This window comes from Paenibacillus riograndensis SBR5 (assembly GCF_000981585.1).
In the GTDB taxonomy this organism is placed as follows: Bacteria; Bacillota; Bacilli; order Paenibacillales; family Paenibacillaceae; genus Paenibacillus_AQ; species Paenibacillus_AQ riograndensis.
Map to the genome: position 1 here is coordinate 5,576,203 of NZ_LN831776.1, position 19,709 is coordinate 5,595,911.

Annotated in this window: 8 protein-coding genes and 1 pseudogene; all 9 read right to left on the minus strand. The window is 53.0% G+C overall.

The genetic code is table 11. The features are described from left to right. Positions 1–161 precede the first annotated feature (161 nt). On the minus strand, positions 162–3,635 hold the full coding sequence (locus tag PRIO_RS23770; RefSeq protein ID WP_020429035.1) for a DUF5695 domain-containing protein: 3,474 nt from the start codon (positions 3,633–3,635) through the stop codon (positions 162–164). Between the two features lie 592 nt (positions 3,636–4,227). Further along, on the minus strand, positions 4,228–6,024 hold the full coding sequence (locus PRIO_RS23775; RefSeq protein WP_169316493.1) for a sensor histidine kinase: 1,797 nt from the start codon (positions 6,022–6,024) through the stop codon (positions 4,228–4,230). Positions 6,025–6,053: 29 nt separating this feature from the next. After that, positions 6,054–7,586: a response regulator gene (locus tag PRIO_RS23780; RefSeq protein WP_020429040.1), complete on the minus strand. Its 1,533-nt coding sequence runs from the start codon at positions 7,584–7,586 to the stop codon at positions 6,054–6,056. Between the two features lie 15 nt (positions 7,587–7,601). Next, a complete protein-coding gene (locus PRIO_RS23785) occupies positions 7,602–8,435 on the minus strand; it encodes a carbohydrate ABC transporter permease (RefSeq protein ID WP_020429042.1) in 834 nt (277 codons plus the stop codon). After that, the gene (locus PRIO_RS23790; RefSeq protein ID WP_231869742.1) at positions 8,432–9,433 is read right to left on the minus strand and encodes a carbohydrate ABC transporter permease; all 1,002 of its coding nucleotides are present in this window, start codon (positions 9,431–9,433) and stop codon (positions 8,432–8,434) included. The genes PRIO_RS23785 and PRIO_RS23790 overlap by 4 nt, the downstream gene beginning before the upstream one ends. Further along, entirely contained in the window at positions 9,381–10,811 is a 1,431-nt protein-coding gene (locus PRIO_RS23795; protein ID WP_046504973.1) for an ABC transporter substrate-binding protein, read from the minus strand. Before PRIO_RS23795 ends, PRIO_RS23790 begins: the two co-directional genes overlap by 53 nt. Before the next feature lie 240 nt (positions 10,812–11,051). After that, the gene (locus PRIO_RS36965) at positions 11,052–13,607 is read right to left on the minus strand and encodes an Ig-like domain-containing protein (protein ID WP_331709854.1); all 2,556 of its coding nucleotides are present in this window, start codon (positions 13,605–13,607) and stop codon (positions 11,052–11,054) included. A 33-nt stretch (positions 13,608–13,640) separates the two neighbouring features. Then, positions 13,641–17,471, minus strand: a pseudogene (locus tag PRIO_RS36970) (DUF5695 domain-containing protein); the annotation flags it as partial. Positions 17,472–17,725: 254 nt separating this feature from the next. After that, positions 17,726–19,687 (minus strand): glycoside hydrolase family 127 protein, encoded by a 1,962-nt coding sequence (locus PRIO_RS23805; protein WP_046504980.1) that lies wholly within the window; start codon positions 19,685–19,687, stop codon positions 17,726–17,728. Positions 19,688–19,709 lie beyond the last annotated feature (22 nt).

The window sequence follows — 19,709 nt, forward strand, 5'->3', positions numbered from 1 at the left end:
AGTTCCATAATACAACAAACCATAATGTTATTCGACAATAAATGAACATATTTCCCCATTTCACAGCTTATATAGCAACATGCAAAAAAGCGTGCAAATAGTCATCCTATTTGACACGCTTTATGAAGGTAACCGGGTCTTCAAGAAATCGTAGACTCCTGCTATTTATTGATCGGCAGGCTGCCGCCATCCGGTTTTTCACCCGGCAGCCCGGGCTGTGGTTGTTCTTCCTGCAGTTGTTCTTCCTGCAGCAAATCTGCCTCCTCAGTGCCGGCTCCCTGAATCATCGTTCCATTGAACAATGAGGTGATCTCGGATGCGCTGAGTGCGCGGCTGTAGATGATGAAATCATCGACGGCCCCCTCCAGATTAGGATCGCCGTATTGGGATTTGCCGATATAGTTTTGAGTAGTATTGCCAAGGCTGGACGGCTTCAGTGTCATGCCGGTATTCGTGGCGACCTGCACGCCATCGACATAGAGTCGGCCCGTTGTGCCGGACAGCGTTACCGCAACATGCTTCCATTGTCCGGTTGCAAGCGGGGCAGAGGCCGTAAGCCGCTGCTCGGCGCTGTTGCCGCTGTTGGTAATGGCAAAGCGCAAGCCCCCTCCGTCCCCGGTCTGGGGAGCCAGGAACATATTAGCAGTCGTATCCGAGCCAAAATCAAAGATTCTCGCCCAGTCGTTATTTGTGGTAATACGCACCCAGGCTGAGATCGTGAAATCATTCAACTGGCTGACGATTCCGGCAGGCAGAGCAGCATAAGCGTTGGTGCCGAGGCTCAGCGCATTGCCTGCTCCTGAGCGGCCGGCAATCCAGGAAGGCGTTCCCGTTACTGTGGCGTGATTTCCTGCGGTTGAGGAATCGGTAACCGCCGTTCCCGAGGTCTGGTTCATTTTGTAATTGGCAATGATGCTTGGCACCGGGGTGACTGTTCCCTGCTCGATCTTCACTTCATAGGCTGCAGCCGTACCGATATTCAGGCTGGCTGTTGCCGTCTGGCCATTTACTGCAGTAAAGCTGCCGGAGGCCACATTATTGACCATTACATTATAGGTGCCGGCGGCAAGGCCGTTCAGCGCTACCTTTGTCACGTGGGCTGTACCCGGTGTTACATTGCTTAGGGTGAAGCTGACACTGTTCTTCGCTTTGGCGACTGTTGCCAGACTGTATCTGTCGCGTTCCAGGTTCATGCCCCATTTTTCCGTGATCAGATTCAGGCGCTGGAACACTCCGTCTTTGGGAACAACAACATAATTGCCGCCGCTCTCGGTGACCTCGCAGCCGTAACCGTAGAGGCCAAAGATCGGGTCTACAGCCACATCGGAGCTAAGAATCTTGATGGCCCCGAACAAACCGAGGTCGGCTTCTCCAGACATTCCGCGCCAGCCGTTGAACAATGGGCCGCCGTCAAGACCAAGCGCGCCATTGTTGCCTTTCATGGCCTGATACGTCCAGGATACCGCCCCAATATCCGCCGGATCGGAGCTGATCTGGCCAGAGTTGATGGCGTTAATGTTCGCAAGCTTGGCTGCATAACTCAGCCGCTGCTCTACCTCCGGTGTGGAAGAATTGTTGCGTACCCAATCATCCATAGCCGTGCCGGCCAGCGATGCCGTGTACTGGAACTGCCACCAGGGTTCCCCGTTGATGGTTACCGGATTTGTGTAGTAATACCAGACAGGCATTTTTCCGCGGACAGCGCGGGTTTTGGTATTGATTTTGCTTTTGATCGCGTTGTTGTTCTTCATCTTCGCCAGCATATAAACGGCTTCCTCGCCAGTATTGTCATAGTTGTATTCGGAGCCGTACGGGTAAGTCGTACCCGCAAAATTGTTGTATTTGGTGTTCATTTTCGCAATGATGTCATTGGCCTGGGCGGTAAATCCTTCATCCTGCAGTGCTTTGATAATTTCCGGTGTGGTCAATTCTCCCATCAGGCCGGTGTTCCAATTATAGGCGACTGGCCCGTCATAGAGCGCTTTCATAATATTGTAGGCCCGCAGCAGATAGGTGTTGCCCGGCTCTTTGTAGCTGATAAGTCCAGGGTAGAGCTTGGAAATCTTATACATGCTGAAATAGGTGTTGTAAATATGCGGGTAAGCATATCCCCGGTAGGTTGGAGTATCATTCGGCGGCGCCATGAGGAAGTCGGGCACCAGATAATCGGTATGATGGCCAGCCATCAGGTTGGTCCAGATCGTGGTGTCCAGATATTGGTCAAGCGCTGTGATTTCCGAGGCGACGGGCTTCTGGACATTTTTCTCGGCAAGGTATTGAGCATGTGTGTAACCCCAGTCATCTCCCCAGCCCCAGTACCCTGCAAAGTTGTTGCGTTTGGCGTTATTCTGCATCATCCAGTCGTCAAATGCCTTGTCCCGGATATCTCCAGGCACATTCCACTGCTGGTTGTTCACCATAAAGGTCGCATGGCGCTGAAGTGCGGCATCCACGGCTTCAATGGCGTAGAACTGCAGGGTGGTCTTTTCTCCGCTGCCGTAATTCACCGTAATATTGTTGGGACCCAGGTGGTTCATCTGCAGTGAATACAGCTTGTGGTCACCCGGGGTTGTCCCAAGCGAAGTCACGGTCGTTTCAGAAGGATATTGCGCAGTCACGGAAGTAATGGTCTTAGAGGTGCGGAGATCGAATTTGGCGGTCTGATTGACCGGCACTATCATGCCCGGGACTACAGTGGTATCAATCAGCCCTTCGGAATACAGCCGGTCCTTGACGGCTTGCTCACTGGCGGCTTTGAAAAATTTGAAGGCATAGGTCTTGCTCGCTCCAGGCTGCAGAGTCAAGCTGCTGTTGGGCAGGTATCCGCTGCCGGTGCTTTTGATCACATTGGAATGGATGTAATAGACGGAAAGGCCTTCGATCCAGCCGCCCTGGTCGCCAGCCCATTTACTGCCGGGATGCTGCTGGATGCGCCAGTTATCCATATACTCAAAACCCGCGCCGGTTGTGCTGTCCGGGACAAGCAGGAGAGACGGGCCAATGCCGCTTGGTCGCTGTGCGGTAACATAAGAGCTGTTATTGCCGATGAACGATTGCGTGACCACCCGCGATTCATAAATCTGCTCATTGCCTCCTCCGGTCCAGAATTCGTTGAAGGGGAGCGGCAGGCCAAAGTCTCCGATTTCCAGCGTCTGAGTGCTGGTATTGGTCACTTGAATCTGCCAGAGCAAGTAATCGCTCACAAGAGAATAGCTTTCATTCACCCGGAAATTGCGGATTCCCTCCGTATTTGCAGAGTTTTGATAGGTGATGTTGACAGTGTTGCCGGACTGGCTTTGGGTCCTTGCATCGGCCGACTTATTGGTCCAGGCCTTGGTCCAGGACCCGTTGTTCAGCCGGTAAGTGAACATCAGCTCACCGAGCCATTGATGATCCGCTGTGTTCTGGTTGGGGGCATTGCTTGCATTCATGACGTAGTTGGTGGGGAAATTGTCTCCAGTTAGCTTCAGGCTGGATATGTCGCCATTTGAACCTGTGCTGACCTGAAAATTGCTGTTCGAAAGATCATACGCATAGGCGGGCTGGGCAGCCCACAGAAATCCCAGAGCTGAAGCTATGAAGACAGTACTCAAAATTGTCCTTTTCACAGATGAGACCCGAAACTTCTCCAGCATAGATTTAACCTCCTGGTTAAAGCGGAATGTACAATACGTTTCTGCGCCTCCCCTTGGCCTCACTCTCTCTAAAGTCTGTTGTCCCCTTCTATCAGCCTGCTCTTTGCCTCCCTCCGCGAAACTTCAAAATTATAGTAATTCATCTACAATAATACATGCTCTGCGGTAAAAGAAAATCGTGATTTCCAACCTCATTTTTAATTATTTCAACCTATATGAGTTAAACAGCTTATTAACTGACAATGCGTCATGACTTCAAATGAAGGTTTCGGCGTGTTCTATTGCACTTTATGCAGCAGATGTCCCCTTAATCGGCCGGAAAACTGAAGCTATTGCACTTTGTACAATAGAATCCCGTGAGAATGGTGTTTTTGACCCACAATCCCTAAATCTATTGCACGTAATACAGCAGAATGCGATTCGCCGCAGAATACTGAGAATTCTATTGCAGAAAGTACAATCAGCAACAAATCTTCTATTGGATCGGACATCAATGTTACAGATTTCAGGTTCAATCTATATAGCGATGGATGACTTTTAAAAAAAATAATTAAGATGAATTCTAACGATTCGGGCTGAGATATACGGTAGTTCAATAAGGAATTACTACGGTCACGACCGTTCCCACCCCGGGCTCCGATTGGATCTGCAGCTCCGCCAGTTCGCCATACATCAAATTCAGCCTTTTTTTCACATTTCTAAGCCCGATACCTCCTTCGTCCCGGATAAACAACGCATCGATGTGCGCCTTGGACATCCCTCCTCCGTTATCCGCGACCGAAAAATGCAGCCGCTCCCCGGCTTTTCTCCCGGAGATTATAATCCGCCCGCCCCGTTCAACCGTCTCCATACTATGGATAATTGCATTCTCTACAATAGGCTGGAGGAACAGCTTGGGGACCACTATTCCGGGAGGCAAATGCTCCAGGTCGTAACCAATCTCAACCACTCCTGCATAACGTTTCCCCATAATATGCGTGTAGCTTTTCAGCCAGTTCAGATCCTCCTCCAGCAAAACCTCCTCCCGGCCATTGTTCACGGTGTACTGGAGCATGGTAGAAAGACTGACAATCATTTGACTGATTTCCGTTTCCTCCCGCGCCAGAGCCATCCAATTGATGATATTAAGCGTATTGTAGAGAAAGTGCGGGTTCAGCTGGAGATTGAGCGCCAGCATCTCCGCCTCCTTCTCGCGTCTGGTGCTTTTGTAATTTTCCTCGATCAGTTCAAGTATCCTTTCGTTCATCTGGTTGTACCGCTTCACGAGAATGCGAAATTCCAATTGCGACGGTTCAGGAATTTTGGTGGAGAAATTACCGGCTCCGGTTAATTGAATTGCCGCCATCATTTTTTTGATCGGCTGGGTCAAATGGCTGGAAATCACATAGGCAACAGCAACAGACAGCAGCAGCAGCGCCAGCGTAATGAACAAATCCGTATAGTTCACGGTCGGCAAGTTGCGCAGCAGCTGGCGGTACGGGACAACATATACGGTTACCCACCCGGTTACGCCGGATGCGGCATAGCCGATCAGCACATCCTCCTTCCCCGCCTTGACAAGTGAAGTGCCGGCAGCAGACTTGAATTGATCCTGATGCCACCTGTTCCCGTCAGACATCCCCAGCAGTGAATGGTCCGGGTGAGTGACGATCTGCCCCGCTCTGGATACGACATAGAAATAGGAGCCCTTCACGGCAGGCGCCTGAGCCATATTTTGCCGGTAATACTCCTCGTTGAAATTGATCAGCAGTACAGGCCGCTCCACCGTCTCAGGCCAGCTGCGGCTCATGCCGTCAATGATGGGTGAGATGTTCAGCACCCTCCCCGCAGAGAAAACCATGCGGAATCTGGCGTCCATTCCCCCTAATTCCGGCTGACCGAATATCCGGGTCCAATCATAGGTGGGGAACCACTGCAGGCTCCCCTTCGCCTCTGTTATCTTTTGATAAATATAGGATTGTGTGAAGCCCTTGGGAGGAACCGATACGAACGTGGGATTGGTAGTATAGCCTGTAGCGCCTCCTCCGAAGCTGTAGTAGCTGGTAACAAGCTGCACCGTATAGAAATCCTGCCCGCTCCGGAAGTATTTGTTCAGAATCTCCGTGGCTTTGCGGTCCATTTTCAACAGCTCATCATCATTTTGCGGCTGCTGCCGGTCAAACAGGTTGAATAAATCCGGGTCTGAAATCAGGTCAATGGTCCGGGCTTCGATATGGTTCAGCAGCAGATCACTGATCTCTGTTTTCTTTTTGACGATCTCCAGGATGCTGTCTTCGGCATTGCTGACTATGATGTCCGAGCTTGTCTTATAGTTGATCACGGCATTCGTTACCGAAGGGATCGAAATGAGCAAGACAAAACATACGATCAGCTTTGTTCTCAGCTTCATATTTTTCCACGAATGGCGAAGCGCACGGTTCATCGGGGGGTACCCGTTAAAGAGCGGTATTCCTCCGGCGTAAGCCCTGTCTCTTTCTTGAATACACGGTTGAAATACTTGACATCATGATACCCGAGCTGTTCCGCGACCCGGTACACCTTTACATTTGAACTTTTCAGCATTTCTTTGGCTTTATTCAGTCTCAGACGGGTCACATATTGATTAAAGGTCATATGAAGCCGGCTCTTAAAAAACTGGCAGAAGTAGCTGGAACTGAAATGAAACATGGCGGCAACCGTTTCCTGGGACAGGTCCTCCATATAGTGGCTGTCAATATAATCAAGACACCGGGACATCACCCCCTCCTTCCTCTCCCGCTTCGCTTCCGCCACAGCACAGGCAATGTCCTTCAACAGCCCGGCTGTGGAATCAATGAGCTCGTGATATACAGTGATCCCCTCCGCAAAGCAGGAAGCACGCTTCAGCAGACCCGCCAGCAGCTCCTCCCGTACACTTTCCAGGTCATAAATCACTTTGTACAAAAGCTGTTGGACTCCCCGCACCAGTTCTTCCGGCATCGGCGGAGCCCCTTCTCCAAGGATTCGGCGGACCGCCTCAGCAGCTGCGGACTGGAACGCTTCATGCCCGTCCCAGCCATCGATGACTTCTCTTAATCTGCCTGGAAGCCGCTTGTCGAAGGTCAGATTCCGGCCTGCATCCAGTCCGCCTTCCGCGGCCCAATAGACCTGCGGCTCAGCCGGCCGCGCATAAAAGCGCCGCTCAGCCGCATGGCGGGCCCCGGCATAGGCATTGGCTGCCTCATCAATGAAGTGCTCTAATGGAGCACTAACCCCGACAGTCAGCCCTAGCCGAACAAGACCCTGAAGCAGGCCGGAATCAGGCTCTGCACCGCCCGCTGCCACCAGCAGGCCGGGGTCCTGCCGTGAAGCAAAGGCAGTGCACCAGCCCTGCTGGCGCAATAATGCCATCCCCCTTTCCTGGGCCGCTTCCTCTTCCGTATGGGCTACCAGCAGGCTGCCTCTGCCGCTGAAACCGAGAATGCCGGCAATTTCAGCTTTTTCGGCTGCCATCAGCTGTTTGCCTTCGATCCATCCGTTAAGGAGACGATGACGGTATGCCGGTTCCGCCACATCCAACCGGACGGCAAGCCGTTCATATTGCTGCCGGGCGGCAAATTCCTGTTCCAGGCTTTTTTCCGTCTTCTCCAGCACGGCAATGAACTTCTGCGGGTCCAGCGGCTTCAGCATATATTCGAACGACCCCAGACTCATCGCCTTTTGCGCATATTCAAAGCGGCTGTAGCCGCTCAAATAGATGACCCGCCGCGGAGTGGCCGAAGGCGATATCTGTTCCAGGAAATGCAGTCCGTCCATCTGGGGCATCCTGATATCGGTGATGATAATCTGGAAGCAGCGCCCGCTGCAAATATCCAGTGCCTCCCGGCCGCTTCTGGCCGTGGCAATGCCATAATCCGGACGCAAGCGGCGCAGCATGCCGGATAAGCCCGACAGGTGTGCCGGTTCATCATCTACCAGCAAAATATCATACATGAGGTCCCCCCCTTATCAGCCTTTGATCCCGGTCATGGCAATCCCTTCAATGAAATGCCGCTGCGCAATCAGAAAAATGACCAGTGAAGGGATCACAATAACTGTCGTCGCCGCCATCATCAGATTCCACTGCGCTGAATAGGAGCCTTGAAATAACGTCAGTCCCTGCATCAGCGTATAGTTTTTCTCGGAGGTAATAAACGCAAGCGGCCCCAGGTAATCATTCCAATTGGCCAAAAAGGTCAATAAGCCGATCACAATCATCGCCTGTTTGGCAAGCGGAACAATAATCACCGCATAAATCCGCAGATGCCCCGCTCCATCCACCTTGGCCGCTTCGTCCAGCTCGCGGGGAATGCCCAGGAAGAACTGCCGGAGCAGAAAAATATTGAACACCCCACCGCCGAACCAGGCGGGCGCTACTAGCGGAACAAAGGTATCCGTCAAGTGGAGCGCGTTCCAGAATACATATTGCGGAATCATGACCACAAAGAAGGGAATCATAAGTCCGGTTAAAATCACCCCGAACACTTTGTCCCGCCCTTTCCAGTCGATACGCGAAAAGCTGTAGGCACATAATGAGCTGGAAAGCAGCACGCCCAGAATTGCCAGGGAAGTAATAATTACACTGTTCATAAAAAAGCGGCCAAACGGATAGGCATCCAGCGCCGTGCGGAAATTATCCCAATTCAAAACTTTTGGAATGAGTCCCGGAGGAATCTGATACAGCTCCCCCATGTCGATCAGGGAAGTGCGGACCATCCAAAAGATCGGGAACAGGCAAAAGAAGCTCCCGGCAGCAAGCAGCAGGTATATGATTGCTTTGCTAATCCACGATTGCTGTTTCAACGCTGCTCCCCCTTCCCTTCGTAATACACCAGCGATTTGGAAAAGAAGAAGATCAAAGCGGTAAACAGGGCAATGACCAGAAACAGCAGTACGGAAATCGCGCTGGCGCTGCCCATCCGGGAGGACTTGAACCCTTCGTTGAACAGATACAGCACATAAAAGAGGCTTTTATTATTCGGCCCGCCCTGCGTCATGACCGAAGGCTGGACAAACGCCTGAAACCCGTTGATGAAAGCGATCACCGTGTTAAAAAAGATAATGGACGAAGTCATGGGAATGGTGATATAAAACAGCTTATGAAGCCGGTTCCCCCCATCGATCTCAATCGCCTCATACAACTGGGAAGGGATGCCCTGCAGCCCGGCCAGAAAAATCACAATGGTATTGCCCAGTGTCCAAAAGCTGAAGAGAATCAAGGTCGGCACGACCGACCCCGTATCTCCCAGCCATTGCGAAGTCGGAAGATGAAGCTGCTCCAGCATATAGTTCACAATGCCAAAATCCGGCTGCAGCAGCCACATCCATACCATGGAAGAAGCGGCTAACGGAATAATGACCGGCAAATAGAATATTCCGCGAAAAAAAGCTCTGCCTACAATCTTCTGGTTCAGCAGCACGGCGGCAAAAAAGGAAATGATAATGCCGAGCGGCACACTGGCAAAAACATAATAGAACGTGGCTTTGACGGCCGGATAAAAGAAGGGATCGGCACCGGTAAACAGTGTCTTATAGTTGCCGATCCCAATCCATTCCGGCACCATTCCTACACTATAGTTGGTGAAGCTGAGATATATGCTTGTGGCGATGGGAACAAGCACAAACAGCAGGTATCCCGCCAGTACAGGCGAAGCAAACAGAAGTCCGTAACGCAGCTCCTTGGCAGCATGCGGTCTTCTGCGTGAACGCCGGACAGGCTTCAGGGTCTGTGGCACACCCGCTGCCCGGTCAAGGGGAGACATCATAACGCCCTCTGATTTCCGGCTGAATCTTTGCTTCAAGCTCCTTCATCGCCTCCAGAGCGGTTTTCTTGCCCAGCCATACCTCATCCATGCCGGAGAAGGTAATCGCATTCACTTTGGAGAAATTTTTAATGTAATACGACCCGTTCGGTACCCCGTTGTTCAGCAGATTATTCATCATCGCATCCTTGAAGCCGGAGGGGTGAGCCGGATTATTTTCCGCCCATTTGGCTACCAGTTCAGGATCGGTATACCATTTGGTCATTGTAGGCATCCACAATCCGCCTTTATACAGATCAATGGCGCCTTCCGGATTCTCCAGAAATTTTGTCAGCAGCCAGGCTTCTTCCTGATGCTTGCTTGATTTATAGATGACAGAAGCTCCGCTGATTCCCATGGGAACGCTGCGTTTCATTTTGGGGAGCACACCGATGTCATAATTGACCTTGGCGGCACCGAGATCCAGATTGATCCATTGGCCGTGCATCGACATCGCTGCCAGCTTCGATTGCAGGGCAACCGCCTGGGAAGGAATCGACTTCATTTGCACCGGTGACGGGGCCACATGGTACACGTTGATTAAATCCGCCAGGCGCTGGATCGCTTCCGCCGCTTCCGGCTGGCTGAACCCGAATTTGCCGTCTTTGGTCACCCATTCCCCTTCATTGTTAATCACTGTGGCGTGGACAGGTCCGTGCCAAGTTTCAAAGGAAACGCCGAACTGCTTGATATTATCAGGATCAAATCCCGGATCGGCGGCGTTTTTACCATTTTTATCGAGAGTCAGCTGCTGTGCGACCTTCACGAATTCATCCCAGCTCCAGGCCATTTCCGGTTTGGCAGGGGGATATTCCACCTTGGCTGCATCAAAAAGATCCTTGTTATAGAACAAGCCGAAGGTTTCACCGGCCGTACTGATTCCGTATGCGAAATCCTCGGAGGACTTGAACCAGATATAATCCAGAAAGTCACTCCGCTTCAGCTCCTTATCGGCATCCAGCAGTTCAAACATATTGACGAACTTGCCGTCCTTTTGCCACGGATCTGCCAGCTCGCCATGCATATAGCCCAGATCCGGTGCTTCGTTACCGGCCACCATTGCCGTAATCTTGGCATCATAATCCGCTTCCGGAATATGAATGGCGTCCACCTTAATATTCGGATATTTCTCCGTAAAGGCCTGGGTCGCCTTTTCTATGGCCGCCTTCTCCTGCGGACTGCCCCAGAACGTAAATTTTAGCGTTACGGGCTTCCCCGACTGCTCTGCGTTTCCTTGATCCTTCGCTGCATTTCCCGAATCGGCCCCATTTTTGCCTTCAGAGCTTGAACATCCTGCCAGCAGGGCGGCCAGCAGCAAAATTACTGTCAGCAGCCCATAGAATACTTTTCCACGCCCTTTTCCCTTGCGCTCCATCATAACCCTCCCTAAAAGTTTTGTAGCATACGCTTCCTTGAATCCCTTCGCAAAACTCGCTTCGGAAAAATATGCTCAAATGCGTTGATTGGATTCCTGTTTCCATCATAGGAAATGCGCTTTCAATAATAAATTCCAAATTTTTTATAATGGTGGATTTTTTCGGATGCAGGGTAGAAAAAAGAAGGTGCCTGGACCCTGGACCCATGTGCACCTTCTTCATTCTGTGGAAATATCCTGTGTTTAGTTCACCGCACGTAAAAAGTTATACATTGCCTGCGCGCCCTGCGCCCGGGACACGGGTCCCTGCGGGTCAAACCGCCCGTCACCTGTCCCTTGCATCATGCCGTGAGCGACTGCTTGATCCACTTGTGCTTTAGCCCAGACCGAGATTAGGGCACTATCACTCAGATTTTTTAATCCGCCGCGCGAAGCCGCCTGACCTTGTTTGTATTCGTAGGCCTTGATGAGAAGCACAGCCATTTGCTCACGGGTCATCCTGGCATCCGGTGCAAATGCGGTTGCTGATACCCCTTGAACCAGTCCGGCTTCATAGGCCGCCGCTACGGACCCGGTGTACCAGCTGCCGTCCTGCACATCCTGGAACGGAAGCTGCCCGCCAGTGCTCTTCAGATTAAGCGCTCTGACCAGCATAGCAGTAAACTCAGCCCGTGTGGTCGTTTGGGCAGGAGCAAACAGGCTGTCCGGGAGCCCTGTGACCACATGTTTGGCGCTGAGCGATTTCAATGCTGCAAACGCCCAGTGGTCAGGAGGAACATCCGTGTATGTGGCATCATAGGACAACACGGCATAGGTGCTGAAATGGTCCAGCATAAGCACAACCTTCTTGCTGGTCTTGTCTGCTGTTCCTCCCACATAGCTCCACTGCGAGGTGTCTCCGTGCTTCAGGTACACCCCAAGCAGTTCCACGTTCACAGCCGAATCAGCGTAGGGAAGCATGGCACGGACCGGCTGGGAAAAGGAAGACAATGTAATTTCCGATCCATCCGCAGCACGCAGCACCAGCCCGAATTCATAGGCCGTCCCTTCCTGACGGTAGATGCCGCTGCCATTTCCGGCAGGGGCTGCTCCTTCCGGAACCGGAGCAAGCTTGATCATAATTGCTGCTCCGCTGCGCTTAGCCTCTGCCAGCTTCGTTCCAAGCTCTGTCAGAACAGACGCCGGAATCTGCAATGAGGCTTCACCGTCCCGGATCACCAAGGCTCTGGTGCCCAGCAGTGCTCCGGCATTCACCGGCAGCGAGGCCCGGGCCTGTCCCTGACCCAGCGTGATCTCTACAGCAGCGGCCGCCGGCCCGGCGGTGAATGCTTCTTCGCCAACCACCTTCAATCCGGAGGCCGGGGCTGCAGACGCTGCCGGTGCCGGTTTTGGCGTTGGTGTCGTTGCCGGATTTGGGTTTGACGTTGGTGTAGGTGCCGGCGTTGGTGCCGGTGTGACCGTTGGTCCTGTCACGGTAACCTTCGCTCTGGCCGCCAAATCCGTACCTTCCACTGCACCGTTCACGGTGAAGCTTCCGGCGCGGGCATACTGCTGCGGGGGAATCGTCTGCCAGACTACGGGAACCGCACGGGAAGACGAATCACTGTATACTGCCGTGACTACCGACGGCAGCAGCGGTGCATTCCCTGCTGTGGTCACAACCTCCACATCCTGAAGGCTGACAATGACAGGGGCCTCTGCATCAAGCACGGAAACCTTGGCTACAGCGGGCTGATCCGTTCCGCCAGCGGTTCCGGTCACGGAGAAGACTCCCGGCGCCGCATACAGAGCCGGGTCAATGGCCGGCCAGATGACAGAGGTTTCGCCAATCGTATGGTCGGAGTACGTAGCCTGAACTACCGTAGGCAGCACAGGGGCGACTCCTGCTGTTGTGGTAATGTGTACCTCCTTCAGCTCAACAATCGTTCGTTCCACTGGGTCAGTTACGGTTACCGTCGCTGCAGCAGGCCATGCTGTGCCTTCCACTTGTCCCGCAACCGTAAACTCTCCAGGCAGTGCATAGTCCTCCTCCGGCACACTGTTCCAGCTGACCTCAGCTGTCCCTTCGCTTCCGTTCTCATATTTCACTTGAACCGTGTCCGGCAGGACAGGTGCAACGGCTGCAGCCGTCGTTACGCTGACCGGTTCTACACTTTGAATGTCCTTGTCTTCATACAACGCTTTTACCTGCGAAGCGCTCATTACCCCGCTGTAGATGCGGAAATCATCAAGTCCGGCATTCAGCTGTGCCCCGTTGCCATAACCGGAGACCCCGATTTTCTTCACATCGTTTGTAGCTGTAATGGAGCCTGGGGAACCATCGGTGTCAACCTGCTGGGCCACACCGTTTCTGTAGATTGCTCCGGTCTTGGTCGCCGCATCAAAGGTGAAGACCACATTTGTCCATTCATTCAGCGGCAAAAACGCCTCAGGCGACTGCTTCACATAGAAGCCGTTTACTCCATCTACGTACACAATACTGGAGTTGCCGTTGTAGGTGATAAAAAATCCGTTGCCCGCGTAGTTGCCCTCAGGCTTGAACCACAGCAGCACATTCTCCTTGTCATTCATGGCTCCGGTGCGTTTGACCCAATAGGACAGCGTCATACTGCCTGGCTGGAGGGCCGGATCAGTGCCGGCAGAGATGTAATTGCCGCTTGCTCCACTGAAGGTCAACGCCCCGTTCTTATGCCCCTGCGCCTCCCAATCCAAAGCGCCCTGAACTTTTCCTTCATGTCCGTTCCCCGAGGCATCGGCAACAGTAGTTCCCTGCCCTTCGTCGAAGTTATAGCGGAGCACAAGCTCGGGAAAAGGAGCGATAACCCGCCTGGTTACTGTAACTTTAGCCTGAACCGCCGTTTGTGTTCCGATAACAGTTCCGTTTACGGTAAAAGCAGAACCCTCCTTATCATAGAGTGCAGGAGCAACCGATTCCCACTGTACAGAGACCACAGACTGGCTTCCATCCTCCAGGATGGCGGTAACCGTTGACGGAAGCTTCGGCGCCTGCTTGGCCGGTGTTGTAAGCACTACATCCTCTACCGAGACAATGTTGCCTGCAGGTGCAAGAAGTGCAGTGATTTCGTCCGGACTTAGCGCTCTGCTGTAGATCCGGAAGTCGTCGATCAGACCATCAAAATACGGGTCGGCAAACTGTGATTTGCCAATGTAGTTGTTTTTGGTTTTGCCGAGATCCGAAGGCTTGAGTGTCATATGGTTATTTCTGCCCGCTTCCACCCCGTCGATGTACAAGATCCCGAGAGAGCCTGACAATGTCACAGCGACATGCTTCCACTCGCCGGCAGGAAGAGCGGGACCGTCAATGGTCTGCTCTTGACCGGGGGCATTCCCGCCTGTAGAAATACCGAACCGGGTAATGGAGCCCGCTTTGGGGGACAGGAACATATAGGTGCTTGTTCCGGTGCCAAAATCGAAGATCCGCGAATAGGTTCCAACGCTGTCCATCTTCACCCAGGCAGAAACCGTTACCTCAGCCGCACGGCTCAGCAGGCCTTGGGGCATTTTCACATAGGCGTCCTGTCCGCTCAGCTCAAGCGCATGATTGATTTTGCCCGGAAGCCAGGAGGCGGCTCCCAGCACATTGCCGTCATTTCCGCTTCCGGAATCATCGGCTGCCACCGTACCGGATGTTTCATCGAAGCTATAATGCGCAAGCAGCTCCGGCAGCGGCGGCGGCGACAAGGCTGTCACCGCAACCGTATCACTGCCCTCCAGCTCCGAATCGCTTACGGCCAGCTTGAACACATACGTTCCCGGCTTCGTTGCCGTGAACGAAGTGAGCAGCGCCGCACTATTGCCAAACACAGCTTCACCGTCTTCCGGTCCGGACACAAGGGTCCATTCCGGGTTCAGCGTCCCCTGCGGCAGACCATCGTCCTTAGCTTTGCCGCGAAGCATGGCATCGTCCACTTGCAGCGTGTACGTGAAATCCGCTCCTGCATCCACGGCAGGGGCCTGATTCTCATCCGGTTCCGTTGCACTCAGCTCTACTGTATAAGCAACCGCCGGTCCGGCTTCAATCGTCAGCTTCGCTTCATCGCCGAACGCATTCAGCTTGCCCGCAGGCTCACCATCAATAGTGATGAGATAGGCTCCTTTTACCAGACCATTCAGGGTAAGCGTCGTTTCATGTGCGTAGCCAGGCGTCAAATTGCGCAGGCTGAACTTGGCATAATCCTTATTGGCAGACAGTCTGACCTCCGTAAACTGATCCTTATCCAGCTCGGCATAGAGCTTTTCGGTAATCAGATTGATCCGTTTGAAGAGACCGTCCGTAGGCGTAATATTGTAATAGACGGAATCCGTGACCGTAACATCCGCCCCGTAGCCTGTTACTCCGAAGATCGGATCGACGGCAATGTCCGCACTGAGAATCTGCAGCGCACCGAACAGCCCCAGATCGGCTTCTCCGGTCATGCCTTTCCAACCGTTCAGCAGCGGAACGTTCCGGCCGCCGCCGGTTCCATTGGTGCCGTTATTGCCCTTCTCAGCCTGGTAGGTCCAGGCTGCAGCCCCGTAATTCGCCGGATCATCGCTGATCTGCCCGGAGTTGATGGCACTGAGATTAGCCAGCTTGGCTGCATAGGACAACCGCTGCTCCTCTTCACGGTTGGCTGCGGCATGATAGCGGATCCAGTCGTCCATCGCATAACCGGCCAGCGACACGCTGTACTGGAAGTTCCACCAGTTTTCCCCCGTAATGGTTACCGGATCGGCGTAGTAGTACCAGACAGGCATCTGTCCACGCGAAGCTCTTGTCTTGGCGTTGATTTTGCCCATCATCTCCAGCGCCTTGGCCTGCTCCGAGCTGTTGTCTTTTTGCATCTTCGCCAGGGTGTATACGGCTTCCTCCCCTGTGTTGTCATAGCTGTATTCCGAGCCGTAAGGGTACTTGTTATTTTTAAAATTATTATATTTGCGGAGCATTTTGGCCCTGACATCATTGGCCTCATCCACGTAGCCTTCATCTTCAAGCGCTTGAATGATATCCGGTGTGGTCAGCTCTCCCATAAGTCCGGTCTCCCAGTTGTAGGAAACGGGGCCTTCATACAGAGCCTTCAGAATATTATAGGCCCGCAACAAATAGGTTTCCTTGGGATGCTTGTAGGCAACCAGCTCAGGGTAATTGGAGGCAATTTTGTACATGCTGAAATACGTATTATAGATATGAGGATAGGCGTATCCGCGGTAGGTAGGTGTTGTGTTCGGCTCCTCCATCAGGAAGTCATGGATCAGATAATCCTCATGATGGCCATTCATCAGATTGGTCCAGATGGCCGTTTCCAGGTATTCATCCACTGCCGTAATTTCCGAAGCTACAGGACTCAGGGCATTTTTTTCGGCCAAAAACTGTCCATGTGTCAATCCCCAGTCATCTCCCCAGCCCCAGTACCCGCTGAAGTTGTTCCGTTTGGACTTCGTGTTCATCATCCAGTCGTCAAACACTTTGTCACGTATGTCCCCGGGAAGATTCCACTGTGTCTGTTCGACCATAAAGGTCGCATGATCCTCCAGCGCCCGGTCCACCGCATCGATGCCGTAAAATTGCAGCACGGTTGTGAGACCGCTTCCATAATGGACCGTGACATGCTGCGGCCCCAGCTTGCCCAGGCTGAATTCATAAATATGGTGATCTCCGCTCTTCTGCTCAAGCAGGGGAACATCAGTCCCGTCATCCAGCTTCACACTGTGAATGTCAGCCTTGGTGCGCAGATCGAACTTGGCCTTCTGGTTGATTGGCACAATCATGCCGGGGACCACAGTTACATCAATCAGCCCTTCCTGATACAGCCTGTCCTTGGCTTCCTGCTCATTGGCAACAGCAAACAGCTTAAAGCCGTAAGTTTTGCTCTCCCCGGCAGCCAGAATCAGGCTGGTATGAGGCAAATATCCCCGGTTGGTGGATTTGATCACATTCGAATGAATATAAAAGACATTCAGGCCTTCGATCCATTTGCCTTCATTGTCAGGGTTCCAGGCCCACTTGCTGCCCGGATGCTCTTCATTGCGCCAGCGGTCCTGATACTCAAAGCCCGCGCCGGTAACGGCATCCGGCATCAGCATCAGATAGGAGCCAATCCCGCTGGGTCTGCCTGCAGTAATATAAGAACCGCTGCCCCCAACAAAGGAGTGGGTGACCACGCGGGTCTCGTAAATGGCATCCCCGTAAGTCCATTGTTCATTGAAGGGAAGCGGAAGCCCAATATCTCCGAACTCCAGGCTTTTGCCGCTGATGTTGGCGACATGAATATCCCACTGGAGTGAGCCGTCCGCTTCCATCGTATAGGTTTCAACCAGCTTGAAATGGTGTATTCCGCCAGCGTTTGCGGAGTTTTCGTAGGTGACCGTCACCTTGCTGCCGTCCTTGTCTATGATCCGGACATCCCCGGACTGATTGGTAGACGCCTTGATCCATTCGCCTCCATCCAGGCGGTAGGTGAAGAGCAGCTCTCCAAGCCACTGATGATCAGCTGTATCCTGCTCCGGCGATACTGTCTTGTTCATCACATACTCGGTCGGGAAGGCGTCTCCCTTGATTTTCAGCGATGAAATTTCACCGTATTGCCCGGTTTCAATGAGCAGCTTGTCGCTTGTCAGTTCATATGCGCCGGCCTTTGACGGAAGAAGAATAACAGACAGCACTGCCAGCGTCCAAAAGACCGCCCCTGTAAGTATCCTGTTCGGTGTCAATCTTGGTTGTGTTCCATCAGAAGTCTTGAATATCATGCTTGGATCATCCCCTTCGGTGTAGGTTGTGGACTTCTATGCGTTTGTCACGGATACCCGTAAGATAAGAACGGCTTCACCTCCTCTCCGGGACATGCCGAGGTCCAGAACTGGCCTCCCGGAGTACATTATAAACTTCCCATATCACAAATTATCGTTGTTATACGTATTCATCTTTGCTGTTCTTCCCCAATCCAGACGGACATTTCACCGATACCGCGATTGGCCCAGGCAAAATACGGAATGAACTTCAGCTGCACCTCCCGGCTCTTCAGGGATGAACTACTGCCATACAGCTCCTCCCCCCAGCCCGGTTCCGGCTGCATTCGTTTACCTGGAACCGAAATCGTCCGGATGCCCTCGGGAAACCCCGGCTCCTCCCCTAGTGTACTTTCACTATCAAGGGGCAGCCGCAGCTGGTACAGTCTTTTTCCGTTATCGGCCTCCTCCAGGCAGTAGACAAACGGACCGCGCTGCAGCGCCACTTTCGAAAACGTATGGCGGATCAGCGGATGCCCTTTCATCCGTTTGACCGGCATTGAGAAGCTCAGCTCAATGGTATCGCCGGGTACCCAGCTGCGGGTCAGGCGGATATATCCGTCCTCATTCCCGCCATGCCGGACCCCGGTCTCACGATTGAGCGCCACCCGGGCCTCATCGCACCAGTCCGGCATGCGCAGTGCAACCGTAAATTCCCCGGCCTGTTCAGGGGTTACGACCAGGCGGACGGTGCCATCCGACGTGTAATTGGAGAACTGTTCAACCACTGCCGGAATGCCTTGAACAACCGTTTCCATGCGGCCCCCGATATAGAGCTCGACATACAGGGTATCCCCCTGCACCGTATAAATATAATCCCCGAGCGAAGCTACAAGACGGGCGACATTCGGCGGACAGCAGGCACAGGTGAACCAGCCCTGGCGTTCGGCCTTCACATGATTGTAGTTTTTATTCTTACCCAGCACTTCCGGGTACACCTCAAGCGGGTTCACATAGAAGAACTTGGTGCCGTCCAGGGACATTCCGCTGATGACGGTATTATAGAGCGCCCGCTCCATGACATCCGCATATTTGCTGTTGTGCTCCAGCTCCAGCATGCGCCGGGCAAAAAAGATCAGCCCTACGGAAGCGCAGGTTTCTGCATAAGCCAGATCCGGCGGCAAATCATAGTCAGCGGTAAAGGCTTCCCCCTGCTCCATGGACCCGATGCCGCCCGTAATGTACATCCGTTTATTTACAATGTTGTCCCACAGCTTCCGGCAGGCCTCCAGCAGGCCGGCATCCTTGGTTTCAAGGGCAATGTCGGCCATCGCCGTACACATATAGACCAGGCGTACCGCGTGTCCCTCCGCTGTGGTCTGCTCCCTGACAGGCAAATGCGATTGGCTGTACGGATGGTCATGAACCATGGAGAGCTGCGGAAAATGCAGGGTCCGGCCGCGTTTTTCCCATTCCTGTTCGAAGTAATGCGGCTGGCTTCCCCGCTGTTCCAGGAAATACCGGCTTAACTGAAGATACTTCTCTTCGCCTGTAGCATGGAACAATTTCACCAGTGCCAGTTCAATCTCCTGATGGCCGTCGTAGCCCTGCAGCTTGCCGGGCTCCGTTCCAAACACATCGGCAATATAATCCGCATACCGGCTGGCCGCATCCAGCAGCTTTCTTTTACCGGTGGCCCTGTAATAGGCTGTGGCGGCTTCGATTAAATGTCCGGCACAATACAGCTCGTGGCATTCGGCCAGATTGGTCCACTCCCTGCCCGGTTCTTTCAGCATAAAGTAGGTATTCAGATAGCCGTCTTCCCTCTGGGCCAGAGCAAGCAGCTCTATGACGCCGTCTGCAATTTCCTCAAGCGCGGAATCCCGTTTCGTTTCCAGTAAGTACGCCACAGCCTCCAGCCATTTGCCTACATCACTGTCCTGAAAAACCATTCCGTAAAACTCGCCTTCCTCCTGGCCTGCCGCAATCTTAAAATTACGGATCGCATGGCTCGGTTCGGCCCCTTCAATACGGTCATTCAATGCTTCCCACTGATACGGAACCATAACTTCACGGACCAGACGGACATATTCCGACCAGAAGGGATCATGGATTTGAACCTTGCCCGGAGCCGGTGTGGTTTTATCATTCATTAATGGAACTCTCCTCTCATCT